Annotated in this window: 19 protein-coding genes; 9 read left to right on the forward strand and 10 right to left on the reverse strand. The window is 44.8% G+C overall.

From position 1 onward, the window contains the following. Window positions 1–36 precede the first annotated feature (36 nt). Window positions 37–1,011, reverse strand: a complete 975-nt coding sequence (locus tag QXT17_RS00310) for a hypothetical protein (protein ID WP_020962800.1) — start codon at window positions 1,009–1,011, stop codon at window positions 37–39. A gap of 62 nt (window positions 1,012–1,073) precedes the next feature. Continuing rightward, entirely contained in the window at window positions 1,074–1,415 is a 342-nt protein-coding gene (locus QXT17_RS00315; protein ID WP_020962799.1) for a twin-arginine translocase TatA/TatE family subunit, read from the reverse strand. 97 nt (window positions 1,416–1,512) lie between these two features. Between QXT17_RS00315 and QXT17_RS00320 the strand changes: the two genes are divergently transcribed. Beyond that, the gene (locus QXT17_RS00320; RefSeq protein WP_020962798.1) at window positions 1,513–2,451 is read left to right on the forward strand and encodes an isoaspartyl peptidase/L-asparaginase; all 939 of its coding nucleotides are present in this window, start codon (window positions 1,513–1,515) and stop codon (window positions 2,449–2,451) included. An 11-nt stretch (window positions 2,452–2,462) separates the two neighbouring features. Here QXT17_RS00320 and QXT17_RS00325 read toward each other — a convergent pair whose 3' ends face one another. Then, a complete protein-coding gene (locus QXT17_RS00325; RefSeq protein WP_020962797.1) occupies window positions 2,463–3,332 on the reverse strand; it encodes an AEC family transporter in 870 nt (289 codons plus the stop codon). Between the two features lie 55 nt (window positions 3,333–3,387). On the opposite strand from QXT17_RS00325, the gene QXT17_RS00330 reads away from it, so the two are divergent. The 7 genes from QXT17_RS00330 (at window position 3,388) to QXT17_RS00360 (ending at window position 7,145) form a co-directional block, all read left to right on the forward strand. Next, complete coding sequence (locus tag QXT17_RS00330; RefSeq protein ID WP_020962796.1) at window positions 3,388–4,326, forward strand: sugar phosphate isomerase/epimerase family protein; 939 nt, start codon at window positions 3,388–3,390, stop codon at window positions 4,324–4,326. Next, entirely contained in the window at window positions 4,319–4,702 is a 384-nt protein-coding gene (locus tag QXT17_RS00335) for a cyclophilin-like family protein (protein WP_020962795.1), read from the forward strand. Before QXT17_RS00330 ends, QXT17_RS00335 begins: the two co-directional genes overlap by 8 nt. Then, the gene (locus QXT17_RS00340; protein ID WP_020962794.1) at window positions 4,699–5,478 is read left to right on the forward strand and encodes a class I fructose-bisphosphate aldolase; all 780 of its coding nucleotides are present in this window, start codon (window positions 4,699–4,701) and stop codon (window positions 5,476–5,478) included. Before QXT17_RS00335 ends, QXT17_RS00340 begins: the two co-directional genes overlap by 4 nt. A 171-nt stretch (window positions 5,479–5,649) precedes the next feature. After that, window positions 5,650–5,955, forward strand: coding sequence for a winged helix-turn-helix domain-containing protein (locus tag QXT17_RS00345; protein ID WP_020962793.1), 306 nt, complete (start codon window positions 5,650–5,652; stop codon window positions 5,953–5,955). Continuing rightward, window positions 5,942–6,307 carry a hypothetical protein gene (locus tag QXT17_RS00350; protein ID WP_052885531.1) on the forward strand — a complete coding sequence of 122 codons (366 nt, stop codon included), beginning with the start codon at window positions 5,942–5,944 and terminating at the stop codon, window positions 6,305–6,307. The genes QXT17_RS00345 and QXT17_RS00350 overlap by 14 nt, the downstream gene beginning before the upstream one ends. Continuing rightward, window positions 6,304–6,441: a hypothetical protein gene (locus tag QXT17_RS00355; protein WP_020962791.1), complete on the forward strand. Its 138-nt coding sequence runs from the start codon at window positions 6,304–6,306 to the stop codon at window positions 6,439–6,441. Before QXT17_RS00350 ends, QXT17_RS00355 begins: the two co-directional genes overlap by 4 nt. After that, on the forward strand, window positions 6,441–7,145 hold the full coding sequence (locus tag QXT17_RS00360) for a polymer-forming cytoskeletal protein (protein WP_020962790.1): 705 nt from the start codon (window positions 6,441–6,443) through the stop codon (window positions 7,143–7,145). The genes QXT17_RS00355 and QXT17_RS00360 overlap by 1 nt, the downstream gene beginning before the upstream one ends. A gap of 3 nt (window positions 7,146–7,148) precedes the next feature. On the opposite strand, the gene QXT17_RS00365 is transcribed toward QXT17_RS00360, so the two are convergent. The 7 genes from QXT17_RS00365 to QXT17_RS00395 form a co-directional block, all read right to left on the reverse strand. Beyond that, on the reverse strand, window positions 7,149–8,021 hold the full coding sequence (locus QXT17_RS00365; RefSeq protein WP_020962789.1) for an SPFH domain-containing protein: 873 nt from the start codon (window positions 8,019–8,021) through the stop codon (window positions 7,149–7,151). A 39-nt stretch (window positions 8,022–8,060) separates the two neighbouring features. Continuing rightward, entirely contained in the window at window positions 8,061–9,317 is a 1,257-nt protein-coding gene (locus QXT17_RS00370; protein WP_020962788.1) for a nodulation protein NfeD, read from the reverse strand. Between the two features lie 62 nt (window positions 9,318–9,379). Then, a complete protein-coding gene (locus QXT17_RS00375) occupies window positions 9,380–10,204 on the reverse strand; it encodes a DUF92 domain-containing protein (RefSeq protein ID WP_020962787.1) in 825 nt (274 codons plus the stop codon). Between the two features lie 112 nt (window positions 10,205–10,316). After that, window positions 10,317–11,246, reverse strand: coding sequence for a prenyltransferase/squalene oxidase repeat-containing protein (locus QXT17_RS00380; protein WP_148682095.1), 930 nt, complete (start codon window positions 11,244–11,246; stop codon window positions 10,317–10,319). Window positions 11,247–11,413: 167 nt separating this feature from the next. Continuing rightward, window positions 11,414–12,121: a DUF6062 family protein gene (locus QXT17_RS00385; protein ID WP_148682094.1), complete on the reverse strand. Its 708-nt coding sequence runs from the start codon at window positions 12,119–12,121 to the stop codon at window positions 11,414–11,416. A 4-nt stretch (window positions 12,122–12,125) separates the two neighbouring features. Next, window positions 12,126–12,662 carry a hypothetical protein gene (locus QXT17_RS00390; protein ID WP_020962784.1) on the reverse strand — a complete coding sequence of 179 codons (537 nt, stop codon included), beginning with the start codon at window positions 12,660–12,662 and terminating at the stop codon, window positions 12,126–12,128. Window positions 12,663–12,844: 182 nt separating this feature from the next. Continuing rightward, the gene (locus tag QXT17_RS00395) at window positions 12,845–13,363 is read right to left on the reverse strand and encodes a hypothetical protein (protein ID WP_020962783.1); all 519 of its coding nucleotides are present in this window, start codon (window positions 13,361–13,363) and stop codon (window positions 12,845–12,847) included. 140 nt (window positions 13,364–13,503) lie between these two features. Here QXT17_RS00395 and QXT17_RS00400 point away from each other — a divergent pair, with 140 nt between their 5' ends. Continuing rightward, window positions 13,504–14,655, forward strand: coding sequence for a sugar phosphate nucleotidyltransferase (locus QXT17_RS00400; RefSeq protein ID WP_020962782.1), 1,152 nt, complete (start codon window positions 13,504–13,506; stop codon window positions 14,653–14,655). Window positions 14,656–14,657: the final 2 nt, after the last annotated feature.

The following is a 14,657-nucleotide window of genomic DNA, read 5'->3' on the forward strand; positions in this document are numbered from 1 at the left end:
TCTAATTATAAAAACTGTAATGGTTTGGGAACTGTATCAGCCTTGAACAAGAACCTTGACCGAGATTAGTCCTTTTGTTGCTAAGCTGTAAAGTGTCCTGAGAACTTCCTGCGTCGGCATATTTGTCTTGCGGGAAACATGTTCAAGTAGCTCGGTCAGGGGGATAGGTTTCCTACCCAAGATGTTTGTGTATCTAAGTGTTTCCTCGTAGACCTTTATTTCCAGCTCTGACAGGGCAGTGTTTAGGAGGCTCTGTGCTTCGTTCTTTATTTTCGCCAGCTCTTTGTAGATGGCATTTGGATCTATTGGCTGGGGGTCCTGTTTTGCCTTTGAGAGGTATTCTTCTATCTGTTTCAGCCGGGCCTTGGATTGTTCTATCTTTGCCCTGTCTTGGAGTGATGCGACGACTTCTGCTTTTGCCAGTACTTCTTGTGTTGTTGCGACCTCTCCTTGCAGGATCGATACTGTTTTGTTGTATTCTGTCTTAGTCTTAACATACATCTGGTATAGTTGCTGTTTTATTTCTTCGACGCGCTTATATAAGTCGTTGAAATCGTTGTAGTCTTCTTGTTGGATCTTCTCGGCTTTGCGGAGCAATCTGACCGCGTCGGAGTAAAGCGACGGGTTGAGATTCTGGATTACGTCTGTCCACTTTTCCAGTTCATGCCTGTTCTTCTCTATTTCATTCATGGAGCTTTCGATGTGGTCGATTTTTCTGAGAGCATCCTCGATAGTTGTAATTAGTGTATGAAGCCTGGTAGAGTATTCTTCAAGAGAGCGTGCTGTACGCTCAACCTCTTGGAGGGCTGGCGGCTCAGGAATATTTAGGAGAGTAAACGACTTGTTTAAGATTCTTTCTAGAAGTGGGTTTCTTGAGGCTCTTTCCTTCAGAGACTTGTACAGTGCTTCTAGACGCTCTATCTTTTCGGCCGTACTGGAAGAAGTTTTAGATAAATAGTATAGCAAGTCGTTTTTCTTTTTAGTTGTTAGAGCAACCGCTTCTTGACTCATATGAACATAGATAGGCGTATTTTGAAAAAATTATCATTGAAAATAACTTTTAGGGGCCAACTTTAGATTAACCCCTTTTCTTTTGCCTTTTCTATGACCTCTTTTACTAGGTCTTCCTTGGTCTTTCCCTCTGTCTGCACACCTAGTTTTTCTGCGAGCTTCTTTAGATCCTCATCTGAAATTGCAGTAGTTGTTTCCTGTTTCTTTGATGCTTCTTCTACTGAGGAAGTGACCTTTTGTGTTTCTTCTCGGAAGACTCTGACTGCTTCGCCTGCTGCCTTCGCAAGCTCCGGAAGCTTCTTGGGGCCGAAGAGTATAAGGGCGAGGATTATGAGTAGGATTATCTCAGTTGGTCCAATCTGGAACTGTAGTGTAACGACTTGCGGTGGGTATACGGGAAGCATCTTTTCGCCCAAAAAGATTGTTAACGCATATTAAAAAACTTTTTCAGACCAAAGAAATATCGAGAAGCAAAAGAAATTTTAATAGAGCATTATATTCATGGGTGTGAAACACAAGCCTATAATTGCTGTTCATGGTGGCGCCGGCAGAGCGCGAAGAATGAGCGATGAGGAAAGAAAAGAGATAGAAAATGCATTGATGGATGCTCTTAAATCTGGCCTAGATGTCTTGCGGAGTGGCACGGCTCTTGACGCTGTGGAAGAAGCTGTCAAAACAATGGAGGCTTCTGGACTATTTAACGCTGGGAAAGGCGCCGTGGTCAACCTCAAAGGGGAAATAGAGCTAGACGCTGGCATAATGTGGGGAAAAACATTGTCGGCAGGCGCCGTGGCCGCGCAAAAGTATACTTGGAATGCTATTTCCCTAGCAAGAATAGTCATGGAGAAGACGGACCACGTTCTCATCGTAGGTGAGGGCGCAGACTTCCTTGCAAAGAAATTTAATCTAGAGCCGCACCCGGGTCCTACAAGAAGAGTGCTGGAGAGATACAATGAGTACAAGACGCAGGTAAACGAGAAGAGATTCGAGCTCTGGAAAAATAATTACGAAGTTAAAGACCTCTATGCAGGGGACACTGTTGGGGCAGTTGCTTTTGATTCTGAAGGAAACCTTGCCGCCGCAACAAGCACGGGAGGCTTGTTCTTGAAGCTACCTGGCAGGGTGGGAGACTCCCCTATACCTGGGGCCGGCGTGTACGCTGAGAACGGCGTCGTAGCTGTGTCTGCCACGGGTGTTGGCGAGGTCATGATGAAGCTGTCCCTTGCGAGTAGAATAGCGTCCCTTGTTAGGAGCGGCTTGGCCCTGGAAAAGTCTTTAGATGAGGTTGTTTCGCTTGCAAGTAAGCTCTTTGGCGCAAACACTGTGGGCATCATCGCTATAGATGCTCAAGGTAACTATGCTGAAAACACAAATGCCGAGGTTTTCTTTCGTGGCTGGGCGTCTCCAAGCGAAGGCTTGCTGAGGTCGCCTTCGAAGTAGCTCATCTTCCTTTATACAAACAGTAGAGCGATTGGCAAAAACACGAATGTAGATATGAGTGTCGATACAAAGACTATTCCCGACGTGGTTTTCGGGTCTAGTCCAAGTTCACGTGCAATAACAACACATGAAACGGCGCTGGGCATAACTGACTCTATTATTGCTACTTTAGAGTCTATCCCGCCGATCAGCCCAAGCCAAATTAAGAGCCAAGTTATAGAGATGGCTACCACGAGCCTCAGGAAGTATGTTTTTATTCCGTCTAATAGTGAGAAGTCTAGATGCGAGCCAACCTCTACACCTAACTGTACAAGTGCGACTGTCGAGGCAACATTCCCAAGAGTGGAGATGGGTTCCAGAACTATTTCAGGTATTTGTAGCCTAAGAGACGCAAACAAAACAGCTAACAGTATTGCATAGGTGAGAGGGTACTTTAGCAACCTCTCTAAGGGGCTCTCTTTTCTATCATTCGCCAAATAAATTGGGGAAAGAATGTTCGAAGTGATATTGTTTCCCAATATATAGAAGCCAACACTTGCAACACCGGTATTTCCCCAGAGATTTTGCGCTATACCAAGAGGAATATATCCAGCGTTTGCATACATCGAGGTAAGTATGAGCTCTTTTCTCTTGAAGAGCTTTCTCCCTATAGCAAAGGTCACCAATACGAGAATAGAGCTCAACAAGCTTAGATTGACAACTGATAAGTCGTGTTTTCCGCTTAGCCTGGAATACGTAGAGGTGAATAAAAGAGGCGTAAGAAAAACATAGAGCACGATCTTTGCAAACAGTCCTACCTCGTTCTCTTTTGGCTTATAGAAATAGCTGAACAATAGTCCGGAAAACAGCGGGAGATATATGTCTAGCAATTCTTGAAGCATCGCTTGATAATAAGCAACTTTTTAATTTAAGCAGTGCTAATAAAAACTGATAAAAATGTTTGCAGTTTATTTTGCAAAGGGAAAGACAGCTTTTACAGCACACTTTCCCTGGAGGGTAAGCATAGTGGCCTTCATGGCTAATCCCCCTGTCCTTAAAGAGGATGTTCCAGCCCTTAAGGAGACATTCTCGGCTCTGACTAGTGACGGTTTCTTCGACATGATCGAGGTTCAAGCCTTAAGCCAGGAAGCCTGGCAAGCCGTCAGCCCAATCTTGTCCTCGAGCACCGTTGAAGTTGCGTTTGGCGTGCAACCACTCGTATTGATGCAGGGCTATAATCCTTCTTCACTCAAAGAAGAGGAAAGGAAAAGGGCTGTAGCAAAACTAGTCGAAGTAGTTAGGACTGCGGCTAGCAGGGGCGTAACAAAGGTTGCGTTTTCAAGTGGTCCTGACCCTGGGCCGGAAAACCGGGAGGCCGCAAGGGACTCTCTAGTTAAGAGCCTTAAAGAAATAACGGCAGAAGCGAAAAAACTAGGAGTCACAATTATTCTTGAGACGTTTGACAGGGACTGGGACAAAAAACAGCTTATAGGACCGATACGTGAAGCGGTAGAGGTAGCGAAAGAGGTCAAAGCTGACTTTGACAATTTTGGTTTATTGTGGGACCTAAGCCACGGACCCATGCTCAACGAGAAGCCAGGAGACATCAAGGTCGCGAAGGACTACCTTGCACATATACACATCGGCTGCACAAAGAAGTTGCCAGACGGCAGGCTGGTAGACTGGCATCCAGGCTTCTATAGGCCGGGAGCCATAAACGGGGTCAACGATGTTGCAGACCTGCTCAAAGTTCTCCTCGAGATCAACTATGGTGGAGCCATAGGCTTCGAAGTCAAGCCTGAAGAGGGCCAACACTGGCTTGAAACTGTGCAAGCCGCAAAAGGCGTCCTGTACTCTGCGTACCACAAGGTCTTGGGTGAAATGATCCATGGCTAAGCTTAGGATAATTTTTCCACAAAGCATAGGCGTAGTAGAAGTAGAGCTTACAGGCAAAAACCCGAAGACACTCCAAGCACTTAAATCAGCCGCACCGTTCGAGAGCAGGGTAAACCTCTGGGGAGAAGAGATTTATTTTTCGACGCCGGCACGTGTAGCCCAGGAAGTGGCACAAGATGTTGTTGACGTTGGAGATGTTGCCTACTGGCCACCCGGAAGGGCGCTCTGCATCTTCTTTGGGCCAACACCTGTAAGCAGGGGTAGCGAGATTAGACCAGCGAGTCCAGTCAACGTTATAGGAAAAGTGATTGGCGACACAGAGAGACTTAAAAAAGTAAAAGACGGGGAAGTCGTCAAGGTGGAGTTTGTAGAATGAGTGGAAAAAAGCTTAGATTAAAGAGGCTTTTTAGAAATGGAAGAGCCCTTATAGTTGCACTCGACCACGGAAGAAGACACGGACCCATCCCAGGTGTTGAAAACCTTGGAGAAACAATTTCCCGAGTCATGCAGGCAGAACCAGACGCCGTCATGGTTACGCCCTCAATGATTGAGCACTACTATGAACTTCTTTCTGGAACCTTTGTAGTTGCAAGGATAGATGGTACTGGGACTGTTAAAAGCCTAGACGAGACTGACGACAGACTTATCTCGACGGTTAATAGAGCTGTGAAAGCTGGGGCCGACGCTGTAAGCGTAATGGTTTATCCAGGTAGCAGGAACGAGAACTATCTCTGGGAGAAACTGGCAAGCGTAGTTGAAGAGGCAGATAGCCTAGGCATACCAGTAATGGCAGAGGTCGTGCCAAAGCCTCCACAATTCACCGAGTATGGTGCAGACGTCGTCGCCTATGGCGCAAGGATAGCCGCTGAGCTGGGAGCAGACATAGTTAAGACTGTGTACCGCGAAGACTTTAAACTTGTAACGAGGAGCGTCCCTGTTCCAGTAGTTGTCCTAGGCGGCCCAAAGTCCTCCTTTAAAGACACATTGCTTATGGTTCAACAGGCAATTAAGAGCGGTGCTTCTGGTGCGGCTATTGGCAGGAACATTTTCCAGCACAGCGACCCGGCAAAGGCGACAAAAGCATTCATGATGGCAGTCCATACAAATAAAACGATAACTGAAATCCTAGAGGAGCTGGCCATCCCAGAATAGTGACACAACTGCTGGGTTATCCTTTTTTCCCAACATGCTTTAAGGCTTTATGCTGAACAGGGTATTTACCAAGCATTTTCCTACATGACTCAATGTTTTCGCTTTGAGTTGAGGAAGTATTATGTAAAATAAACTTTATATATCAGTTCTGGATTAATAATTTGATGGTGAATGGCAAATGTTGAAGATGCAGAAAAACTGTCAGAGGTGTTGCAGGTGCTAGCGAACCCTATAAGGCTTAAGATGCTTGCCCTTATCGCTGTAAGGCCACGCTATGCCTACGAGCTCTCCAAGTACCTGAAGCTGTCTTACCCATTGACCCACTTGCATCTGAATCTTCTCGAGAAGGCAGGCTTTATATCCGGGAGCTATGTTGAGGGGCCTAGAACAAAGAAAGTGTATCGTCTAAACGACTTCCAGCTTGTTATCTCTGGAGAGATTTTAAGGAAAATAGGTGAGAAGCTTGAGAGTCCCTAACTATGCAGTTGTAGTCGGTATTATTATATCATTAATTCTGCTCGTTTGGATACCTTACAACGTTATCCAGGCTGTATCCAACAAGACACTTGACACGCTGTTCGGCGCGATTATAGTTTTAGTCAGCATGGGGGCCGGCGGGACCCTAGCATTTTTCTCGATTGCTTTCGGTTTCACAGAACCGTTTGTCTCCACTGGAGATGTTGACAGAAAGAGACGCGAATTAAGAGAAATTGAAGAGAAAATGAGAATCTATAGGGCTCGTCAGAGGGCTATGCTGGAAGAGCTTGACGAGATAAAGAGGCTTCTAGAGGAAATAAGAGACCTGCTAAAGGAGGGTATGGCTGTATGAGTTCAGAGAAAGAATTGAAGTATAAAGACTTGTCAGACGAGGAAGTTGAGGAGCTTATCCAGAAGAGGCTTAGAGAGATAAAGAATGTGCTCACGGAAATCAAGGAAATTCTGCAAGAGGCAGGTGTCAAGTGATGGCAGAGCTATTCGACAAGTATGAGAGGACTCTTCGCGGACAATCCACGGCTTCTAGCAAGGTTGACAGTGTTCATATTGCCGGTAGCGGTGTGGTTGCTGGCGGCAAATACAATAGGATATCCATCTCTGGCTCGGGAAAGGTGACAGGAAATGTAGAAGCGGAGGAAATAAAGGTTTCCGGGTCTGCACGCTTCATGGGAGACGTAACGGCACAATTTTTCAAGTGTGCTGGTTCGTGCAAGATAGAGGGCAATGTTAAAAGTGACCTTTTCAAGTCTGCCGGGTCTATTTCTATAAGCGGCTCCATCGAGGGAAACGAGGTAAAGATTGCTGGCGCACTGAAGTCCTATGGGATAAAGGCTAGAATATTACATGTCTCTGGGAGCTTTAAGGCAGAGAGCGTTGAGGCCGAGGAGGCATTCTTTGAAATATCAGAGGAAGCTGTTGCTGAAAAAATAGTTGCAAAAAGGATTACAGTTAGGCCTTCCCGAGGCGAAAATATGCTGTCTCTTGGAAAGATACTTAAATATGCTTTGAGACGCCATGCTCTACCAATATTGGAGGCTAGAGAGATCTCAGCGGACAGCGTTACCGTGGAAGACGTAATCATAAAGGGAAACATTGTAGCTAAGGAAATTGTCTTGAGGGGTAAAGCAGATATTGTTGGAAGCATTCAGGGAGAAGTAAAGAAAGAAAAATAATTTTTATTCTTTTGTAGTCCTTTTCTCTATCATTTCTTCGAAAGGCTTTAGGAACTTGAAGAGTTCTAGGGGTAGTACAAATTTGGTTGAAGGCGAGGAAGCAATATCCTTGAGGGTTGTGAAGTACTGGAGCATCAGGGTTTTCTCGTCTATGAGTTTTGCCTGGTCATCTAGATACTTCAGTGCCAGCGCTGCTCCCTCAGCCCTAAGAATCGCTGCCTGTTTCTCTCCTTCAGCCTTAAGTATCATTGCTTCTTTTTCTCCCTGTGCCACCTTTATTGCGGCTTCCCGTTTTCCTTCCGCCTCTGTAACCATTGCTCTCCTGTTCCTCTCTGCGGACATCTGCTTGATCATTGCGTCTTGGACTTCTCTTGGCGGGAGTATTTCCCGTATTTCCACCGCAGTTACCTTCACGCCCCACCGGGCGGTCACTTCGTCTAGTTTTTCGCGTAGAACCTCGTTTATGTATTCTCTCTTGGCAAGTACTTGATCCAGCTCTATATCCCCAACGACGGCCCTGAGGGTAGTAGTAGCTATTCCTACTGCTGCACCGCGGAAGTCAGAAACCTCTACGACGCTCCTCTTTGGATCTATTACTTTAAAATAGATGAGGAAATCTATGTCTACTGGAGCATTGTCCCTTGTAATACATGTCTGCTTTGTTACTTCTATATATTGTTCCCTAAGGTCGACCGTTATGCCCTGCTCTATAAATGGGACGAGGAATACTAGTCCTGGCCCCGCTATCCTGACTACGCGTCCAAGCCTTAGTACGACGAGGCGCTGGTACTCTGGAACTATTCTTATATAGCTTGCAATTATCCATACAAAGACGAAGAGCAAAACGAAGAGGAGTATTAGTGTTACTGGGTCCATGGTTTTTCGTTTTTTAATCTAGCCACTTTAATATATCTTTTATTCTTTAGTGGGTTCTTTTCCTTGCCCGCCTAAGGGCTCTACTTTGAGTATGAGGTTTTCTATGCCTCTCACAATAACTCTGCTTCCCTGGGGGATGTCGGTATCCGATTCGGCTGTCCAGTCTTCTCCCTCGACATAAACTATTCCTCTTCCTCCCCTGGGAATAGCTGTTTTGGCATAGCCAACTTTTCCCATGAGTTTGTCTTGAAGCGTAGGCGTCTTCATTTTTAGTGTTTCGAGCGCTTTTGCGATTACGAATGCTAGCAGGATAACTATGAGTAAGAGACCGATAGAGACAATTGTTATGCTGGGGGAAAACATTGGGTAAGGTCTCGACAAGTATTCAAAAATTAGTGCAATGATTATTAGGGCTATTCCTGATACGCCCGCAAGCTGAATGCCCGGCTTCTTGAACTCGAGAAATACTAGGGCTATCCCCAGTATGCTGAGGACAAATGTGGTAATATTTATTCCCGTGACGTTGAAGGTATAAAGTGCAATGATTATGAAGGCTGCTCCAAGTATGCCCCAGCCCTGGAAGCCTGTCACCTTTAGCTCAAGGAAAATAAGTAAAACTCCTAGTAGCAGGAGCAGGATCGCGACTGCCGGATCCAGAATTATGGATAGAAAGTCGCTTACAACGTCTCCTGAAACATAGACTTTTTCTGCTGTCTGCAGGTTTTCCTTTGACAAAAGCTCCTCAATACTGTTAGCATTACCTTGGGTTATCCCTAGTGCAGAGGCCTCACTCTCTGTAAAGCTTTCTGCTCCCTTTACCAGTCGTTCAGCTATACCCCTTGAATCATTTACGCCCTTCTTGGACAGAAGACTTGAAACCCTGGCCACCATGTATTCAACAGTTTTTGGATCGTCTGGGTAAGGCTTTATGGAGCCGATAACTGAGCCTTTACCCATGTAGAGTTTGTCTGTAGCCATCGCTATTACTGCGGCTGCGGATGCGGCTTTCCCTCCTGGTGGAATCCAGGAGATTGTTTTTATATCCGATGAAACTAACAGGTTGATGATTTTATCCATTGAGTCCAGGTAGCCTCCATAGCTATCGATTACAAGGATAAGTATGCCTCCTTTTGCCGACTCAACGCCTCTCTTTACAAGGTAGTAGGTCCCCTCGTCTATCCTGCTTTTTAACTCAACTATAACGACTGTTTGCGGGTTTTCCCGGGAAAGAGTTATAAAAACTAGAATAAATGTAATTAGAATAAAGAGGAACAGCCGAAAACTTTTCTTCCTCATCTTGCCCAAATTAATTTATGCCTGTGTATAATTAAACTTTTACCTTGAGTGCTTGTAAAAAGCTAGAGGAGCTCTAATGCTATGGCCACTATGCTTACTACAGATGTCGCGATGATGTTTGTAACCTCGTTCGTGATATAGGTGTATCCAGATACATGAATTGTTTCGCTTCCGCACCCGTGGATCCTCTTATCTGTCAATGTGTTGCACTTTGGACAATAGTATTTTACCTGAAGTGTCGCACCAACTAGTGAATCGACGACTTCTCCCAGCCACCCCAATATGAATATCACGGAAAATATCTCGATCTTTGCTAGCGTTGGATGCTCAACCATACTTATAACCATGGCTACAGCGGCAGTCAGAAATGACCCCAAAAGAGAGCCAAAGGTGCCCAGCAACGTCACACCGCCGGACGTGCCCGCCTCTACGACCTGTGAAGGCCTCGTGATTAGTCTCGGCTTTGATTTGGAGAGGGAACCTATTTCTGCCGCCCATGTGTCTGCATTTGAGGAAGCTATAGCTACGTAGACTCCGACAAGTAACGCGTTACCTATGTTATGAGGGGAGAATACGTAGAGAACAGAGAACAGAGCTGCAACTCCACCTGCACCAATTACTTGTGCCAGGCTTCTGCCGCTTTCCTTCTCAGAGGCGCCTATGCTTCTCTTATATTCGAAGTTGAGCCTGGTTAGCATAGATGAAGAGAAAAAGAAGAAGAGCGAGGTAATAAAGACACCAACACCCGCCAAGAGGTAGACACCAGAAAAAAGTATGCTTAAAACTGCCGCCTTCTTCTCGAGGTAGGACTTCTTGTATGCATAGGCCCCGAGGGGTATGCCGATCAGTATACCGATCAGGAAACGTGAGACTTCTTCAATTATCACAAACCTTGATGAAGATTTGCTGGGTATAAATAGGTGTGTTAGTTACTAGTCTTTACACAGTCAACAATATCTCTACATATCAAGAGATTCTACTCAAGAACTAAAGAGATTTTTATAGCGACTCGAGAAGAACAAGGCTCTTGACAGCATGGAATGTATAGTCTAGTGCCGATGCTCCAAGCTCTCTTGAGCGTCTAAACCCGCCGTTAGCGTTCTGAAGACTTGTTACGTATTCGAGATGGCTTGAGACGTACTTGGGCCTAGACCCAAGTATTTCTAAGGAACGCAACGCGTAGTAGAGGTTTTCAATAAATGCGGTCTTCGAGCCCGGTGTAGAGCTAAATCCTCCATCTATATTTTCACATGCATAGATCCACTTAACGAGATTACTTGTCTCTGGTAAATGATCAACAGTCGAGAGAGCCTCAAGTGCCCAGTAGGCCACCTCTAAGGAGACCGGCGTACCTAAGCCACCATTGCTCAATGCATCTTTTAATAATGGGTATGCTTTTTCTTCCGCTTCTCCATCGAGGCCTCCCAGCTTGTGAAGTGCGAGAACAATCATCGACGTCCTAATTGGGACAGGTGTCAAGTCTGCTGAAGTCAAAGTAAAAGTTGCATCTTTAGATTTGAGAACGCCTGACTCATCTATCAGCTGTTCTGCCTCGAAACTTGGGAGAATATAATCCCCATTCATGTTTGAGGCTAACGCCTTCATTAGATACTCTGATGCGCCCCTAGGGTCTCTCGGAGAAGCACCAAGCAAAGATAAAGCCATTATCGAATAAAATGCAACTTCGACACTACTATAAGTCCCATCCTCGTGCTGTAGGTGCCTCAAAAATTCTACCGCCCTATCTCTACGGGGAGGCTCTACGCCCAAAGTCTCTAAGATCGAAAGAGCGTAGTAGGTATCCTCAGCCGAGGACTCAAACATGTCTAGGTACTGGAAGGACAGGTAGCCCCCATCACTGCCCTGCTTTGATAAAACGTATTTTATAACAGCGTCCAGGTTAATTCTGGTCAACGACTTAGTCAGCATATATAGCCACCTCCAACGACTTCTAAAGCCGCCGACTTAAAATAAGGCTCACTTAATATGCTTTGTTAAATCTCTCTTTTTGTGCTTTCTTCCCGCCAGAACAAGATTATTGGCGGAAGACCATGTAACATGAACATAGCCTCTGATAATATTGGAACTTCAAATAATCATTGCTTTGAGTGTTTTCCTTTAGGCTTGAGCTGGAACAGTGCTGACCAGCCGGATCCAACCAGTGCCTCGATGGCTTTCGTCCACGACTTTGCCTCGTTCTCGGTAATTGTTCCAATGTATCTGTAGTCGTGCTTTTCTATGTAGGAACGAAGCTCGCCCAAAAGACTGTTTAGTTTCTTTAGCTGTATTTCTTTCAGTTTCTGAGCGGTTGCTTCGGGGAGCCTTGAATATATCTCCATAAAGTGTTTGTAGCAGAGTATCGATTCTGGGTTACTTTCGTAACGGCTAAGCAAGTTTGTCGTATCTAGCTTAGAGACAAAAGAGGCAATGTAAGACTCCTCAGTTTTCTCGAGCTCAGAGCATATGTAACATTTCGTTGAAAGTGGAGTATCCGTATTTATGCTTTCTACAAATCTGCTTAACAAGTCTTCCACTATGATTGCGGGTCCCAAGCCTCCTATTAGGGGGTCTTGCTTAGCCATCTCTATGACTTTTTTATAGTGATACCCGCAAAGACCGTTTCCTTTGTTTATTTTTTCCCTTACGTATGGGTCATTTACGTGCTCGTATAGGATTATCCATATGAGGTTGTTTTCAGATTTTTCTAGCGTTCTGCAGATGGGGCATCCGCCCTTTGATATTGAGTCGACAAGTGCCAAGTAGATTACGTCTTTTTCGCTCGTCCTAGGCTTTTTGAGAAGCATTTTGTCACCTTTCACTTGTGTTATTTTGCTCTCTTCCCAGAATACTCTTGTATTTTTGAAGAGTCTCTTCGATGGACTGTATTACTTCTGCATCATTTATTTCGGGGGAGTTTTCCTCTTTCCTAGAGGCAAGAACATATTGATCCAGATAATATTTGACAGTTGCATGCATCTTGTCCAAATAATTATCCATGTTTTGATCCTTAATACCGTACCGTTGGAGTAAATGTTCAAGGGTACTTACGACGCTAGAAAGAGTCATAGCTAGTGACTTCATTTCCTCGTAGATGTCTCTAAGTTTAAGCCTGTAATAGATGTATGCCGATTCGACTTTGAGAAAATAGTATCTTCTGTCCCATACTTCCCTGTCATGTATGTATTTGTCATATTTTTTCTCCAGTTCCGAGTATTCGTAGCCTTTTTTTAGTAGTTCTATAACAGCTTCTTCAAAGCCGATGTTGTTGCTTATTGAATAATTCGTCACTAGCTGATGAATATCTTCGGGGATCTTCAAGCTGACCTTCTTCTCTTTCTGGTTCATTTTCTCGACTGCCCTATCTTTGGGTTCATAAAAAATGTTGTGCGTTCTTCGTTAATTTGCGACTGAGAGCATTAAAAGCTCTTGGTATTTGTTCTGATTGTTTCGTGAAACTGGCCACATAGATTATTGAAGATGGAGGCTATGGGCAATAAAACCAGGGAAAAGGTTTGAGTGGTGGTGGGCTAGAGCTCGAACTCTATTTTTTCGTAGCCGTAGACCTTTTCTCCCTCGTTGAGTCTAAGTATCAGAATGTTTGAGCCTATTATTTCTACGGTTCCGCTCATTTGGACGTCTGTTATTCTGCTTTTCAATGGAAAGTACCAGTATGCTGTTATCGGGTAGTCAGCGACAGTATTTTCATAGATATTTTCATAGTAGTTTTTTCCTTTGAGGGGTTTTCCCTTGAAGAAAATAAAATAGGTGATGAACGGTTCTTCTGGGACAGATTTGAACCCTATATCTACTCCAACGACTCTGGGGCGTACCCTTTCGCCGTTAAGTATGACTTCTTCCTCGTCCAGGAAGCCCTGCATGTTGGAAGCCAAGAGTTTAAGTTCTTTTTCGAGCTTTTCTTCGTCTTCTACGAGCTCGTGGTAGACGCCCTCGCTGTCAAAATAGTCAAAAACGATTGTTTGGTAGACTTCTAGCCTTCTCGTCACAACGAATATGCCTGTAGCGCTCATTGGCTCTAGTTCTCCCACATACACCTACGATGAAAAGGCTCTTTAAAGACCTTTCTGTCTAGGCATCTTTTTTCCTTGGGTCCTCTATTTGTTTTAAAAATTTTAGAAGAGATAAAAATATCTAATTTTTGTTTCAAGACTAATATTAGTAGTAAAAAATGATCAAAACTGCTGTCATGCTTGCTGGGGGTAAGGGGACACGCCTAAGACCATTAACCTATACGACTCCCAAGCCTCTTCTTCCCGTGGGAAACTTGCCCATTATGGATCACATATTGACCCTTCTCCATCTACATGGATTCAAGAAAGTAGTGATCGCGGTAAACTACCTTGCAGAAAAGATAATCAACCACCTAGTAGCTAAGTGGGTCGATACAGACCTAGAAATCGTTGCGCCACTTATTCATCCTGCAGACACGGCCGACGCAGTCAGGAAACTCTCAAACTACATAGACGAAGACTTCATTGTAACCATGGGGGACGTCATCACAAACATAAATCTCAGATCGTTCGCTGACCATCACGAGAAAAATGGTACACTCGCAAGTATCGCTCTGATAGAGGTCCCCTCTCTGAGAGACTTTGGCGCAGTCCTCGTCGACCAGAACGGCTACATTTATCATTTCCTCGAGAAGCCCGATCTTCAAGAAATGTATGTGACCTCTATTGCTTTCGCAATGCTGAGCACTAGGCGTGTAAATCTCTTTGCGAACCTTGCCAATAGCGGTTTCTACGCATTCAAACACGAAATACTAGAGATACTGGAAGAAAACCCGCATCTTATGGACTTCGGAAAACATGTGTTTCCCTGGCTACTGGAAAATGGATACAGGATATCGGGATGGTATGCCTCTGATGTCTACTGGGTTGACGTTGGGCGCCCCGCAACGTTCTTGAGGGCAAACTTTGACCTCTTGGATGGATACGCTGAGCCGCTGAAGCCCTATGGTAAGGCTGTTGATGGAAACTTCTTTGGAGAAAACGTTGAGCTCCGGCATGGGGCAACGATAATTCCGCCCGTCGCTTTGGGGGACAATGTAGAAATAGATGGGGGCGCAGTTATTGGTCCCTATGCTGTTGTAGGTAGCGACACATTTATAGGAAAGAAGACAAAAATCAGGAACTCCGTGATAATTGGTAAGACGACGATCCTTGAAAACGTCTTAGTTGAAAATAGTATTTTGGCAAAAAATATTTTAGTCGAAAATGATACTGTTATAAAGGAAAATAGCGTGATTGGAGATGGTGTCGTCATTAGGAGAGGTAGTGTTTTGGGCCCTGGAGCTACTGTCTACATCTCGCAGAGGTGAAT

Origin of the sequence: Thermofilum sp. (assembly GCF_038871435.1) — an archaeon.
In the GTDB taxonomy this organism is placed as follows: domain Archaea; phylum Thermoproteota; class Thermoprotei; order Thermofilales; family Thermofilaceae; genus Thermofilum; species Thermofilum adornatum.

Bases quoted from the DNA above. Each gene is read 5' to 3' on its own strand.
- QXT17_RS00310 (WP_020962800.1), bottom strand. From the start codon at position 1,011: ATGAGTCAAGAAGCGGTTGCTCTAACAACTAAAAAGAAAAACGACTTG.
- QXT17_RS00315 (WP_020962799.1), bottom strand. From the start codon at position 1,415: ATGCTTCCCGTATACCCACCGCAAGTCGTTACACTACAGTTCCAGATT.
- QXT17_RS00320 (WP_020962798.1), top strand. From the start codon at position 1,513: ATGGGTGTGAAACACAAGCCTATAATTGCTGTTCATGGTGGCGCCGGC.
- QXT17_RS00325 (WP_020962797.1), bottom strand. From the start codon at position 3,332: ATGCTTCAAGAATTGCTAGACATATATCTCCCGCTGTTTTCCGGACTA.
- QXT17_RS00330 (WP_020962796.1), top strand. From the start codon at position 3,388: ATGTTTGCAGTTTATTTTGCAAAGGGAAAGACAGCTTTTACAGCACAC.
- QXT17_RS00335 (WP_020962795.1), top strand. From the start codon at position 4,319: ATGGCTAAGCTTAGGATAATTTTTCCACAAAGCATAGGCGTAGTAGAA.
- QXT17_RS00340 (WP_020962794.1), top strand. From the start codon at position 4,699: ATGAGTGGAAAAAAGCTTAGATTAAAGAGGCTTTTTAGAAATGGAAGA.
- QXT17_RS00345 (WP_020962793.1), top strand. From the start codon at position 5,650: ATGGCAAATGTTGAAGATGCAGAAAAACTGTCAGAGGTGTTGCAGGTG.
- QXT17_RS00355 (WP_020962791.1), top strand. From the start codon at position 6,304: ATGAGTTCAGAGAAAGAATTGAAGTATAAAGACTTGTCAGACGAGGAA.
- QXT17_RS00360 (WP_020962790.1), top strand. From the start codon at position 6,441: ATGGCAGAGCTATTCGACAAGTATGAGAGGACTCTTCGCGGACAATCC.
- QXT17_RS00365 (WP_020962789.1), bottom strand. From the start codon at position 8,021: ATGGACCCAGTAACACTAATACTCCTCTTCGTTTTGCTCTTCGTCTTT.
- QXT17_RS00370 (WP_020962788.1), bottom strand. From the start codon at position 9,317: ATGAGGAAGAAAAGTTTTCGGCTGTTCCTCTTTATTCTAATTACATTT.
- QXT17_RS00380 (WP_148682095.1), bottom strand. From the start codon at position 11,246: ATGCTGACTAAGTCGTTGACCAGAATTAACCTGGACGCTGTTATAAAA.
- QXT17_RS00385 (WP_148682094.1), bottom strand. From the start codon at position 12,121: ATGCTTCTCAAAAAGCCTAGGACGAGCGAAAAAGACGTAATCTACTTG.
- QXT17_RS00390 (WP_020962784.1), bottom strand. From the start codon at position 12,662: ATGAACCAGAAAGAGAAGAAGGTCAGCTTGAAGATCCCCGAAGATATT.
- QXT17_RS00400 (WP_020962782.1), top strand. From the start codon at position 13,504: ATGATCAAAACTGCTGTCATGCTTGCTGGGGGTAAGGGGACACGCCTA.